The organism is Bacillus sp. HY001, assembly GCF_007558965.1.
GTDB classification, from domain to species: Bacteria; Bacillota; Bacilli; order Bacillales; family Bacillaceae_G; genus Bacillus_A; species Bacillus_A mobilis.
This window is the reverse complement of the sequence record NZ_VLTE01000279.1, coordinates 1-1756: the sequence shown is the minus strand read 5'-3', so window position 1 is coordinate 1756 and position 1756 is coordinate 1. Positions and strand designations below refer to the sequence as shown.

Here is a 1756-nt window from a genome sequence, read left to right as displayed (position 1 = left end):
AGGAAGTGATTGAATACAAAACGAGAACAACCAATCGTTTTATTGATCAGGATCGCTTGTGCTTTATTTGGATAGATACGAAATTTATACGCTTTATTAATCATCCTTCGTTTCACCTCCATTTCGATATATGTCTATTATATACCGAACGTATATTCGATTGATAGTGAAGGGATTATGACAAATTGTCCGGTAACACTTTACATATGTCGAACAATTAAGATGACTTCCTGTCATCTCTTGTTCGAAGCCAATTCATCTCCCACCTACTCGCTGGCTACGTCCTTCACGCTCCTTGAGGAAGGAGTCTTCTTGACAAAATTGATAAAGTATACTACTTAGCAGTCCTTACTATTTAAACTATCCCTCTTTAATAAATTACCTATTTTTTGCTTATCTGCCCATCCTACTCCTATTAAAACTAAGCTTCCCCCTATCATTATCTTCCACGTTAAAGATTCATCTAATAGAACAATTGAAGTAACAATACTTATTAATGGTAATGCATTTAAATATAATCCACTTACCGATGCCGAAATCCTCTCTAGCGCTTTGTTCCAAAACCAATACGCCAAAATTGTTGCACCTATAACAAGATACATTACGCTAAATACTGTCTTCCATGTTTCAATCTTTGGAAAACCATAATAAAAGATTTCCCCCATTGCAAAAGGCAATAAAATAACGGCTCCAATAATTAAAGTTAGCGTTGTAAAAACATTATTAGATAAATATCGCTCTTGCTTCGGGCGTTTTAACAATATCGTATAGAAGGCAAATAAAAAAGTGCTCAATAAAATAAGTATATCCCCTATTAAAGAGACCTCTTGATCAGTATTGTCAGAAGGAACAGTAATCAAGAGCACACCTATAGCTCCTAGCATAATGCCAATCCAATAATTCAACTGAATTTTCTCCTTTAAAAAGAATGCCGAAAAAAGAATTGTAACTAATGGCAATGCAGCATCAATGATACTAACATGCAATCCACTTGTTAAAGAAATACCGTAGGATGTGAACATAAAATACCCAGCTACACCAGTAAAAGATAGTAAACTCATTCTTTTCCACGGGACCTGTTTATGTACAACTGATCTTTTTAATTGTTTAAATGAAAATAGTAAACAGATTCCACCCGCGAAGAAAAGGCGAATAAACAGCAAAGTAAATGGTTGAATAGATTCTAATGCCCACTTTGTTGGCGCAATAGCTGTCCCCCATAATATAACAGCCACTAATAACATGCATATTTCTTTCATAATCCCCCACACCCATCAAAAAATATATGTTAACTATCTTAATTATAGATTTTTTCTCATGTGAAATCTTTTAAAAATGAAAAAACGTTATGTGAAAAACAGCTGAATAGCTATTTTTTACATAACGTTTTCATATAAAGAGTAAAATTTTTTAGTCATTCTACAACTCAGTTAACATAAAAAGGTAATTCTTACCTTACACTAACATTTAAACATATTACTTTATCACCTTTTACGACACCTATCGCTCAAATTTTAATTTAGACAGTCCCTATTTCATCTTTAAGATTACTAAATTTACGTATTATGACATTCGGTAAATAAAAATAAACACAAAAAAACCTAAGTCGAATCGACTTAGGTTTTTGCTTGGCGACGTCCTACTCTCACAGGGACAAAGTCCCAACTACCATCGGCGCTAGAGAGCTTAACTTCCGTGTTCGGTATGGGAACGGGTGTGACCTCTCTGCCATCATCACCAAACTATGAAGGCATAT

General features: G+C 34.2%; 2 protein-coding genes and 1 rRNA gene. All 3 read right to left on the bottom strand.

From position 1 onward, the window contains the following. Positions 1-104, bottom strand: a 104-nt coding sequence (locus FOT98_RS31300; protein ID WP_100632342.1) for a helix-turn-helix domain-containing protein, incomplete at its 3' end; no start/stop codon positions are given. Between the two features lie 234 nt (positions 105-338). Next, positions 339-1271, bottom strand: coding sequence for a DMT family transporter (locus FOT98_RS31295; protein WP_186292156.1), 933 nt, complete (start codon positions 1269-1271; stop codon positions 339-341). A 355-nt stretch (positions 1272-1626) separates the two neighbouring features. Further along, positions 1627-1742 (bottom strand): 5S ribosomal RNA (gene rrf, locus FOT98_RS31290). Positions 1743-1756: the final 14 nt, after the last annotated feature.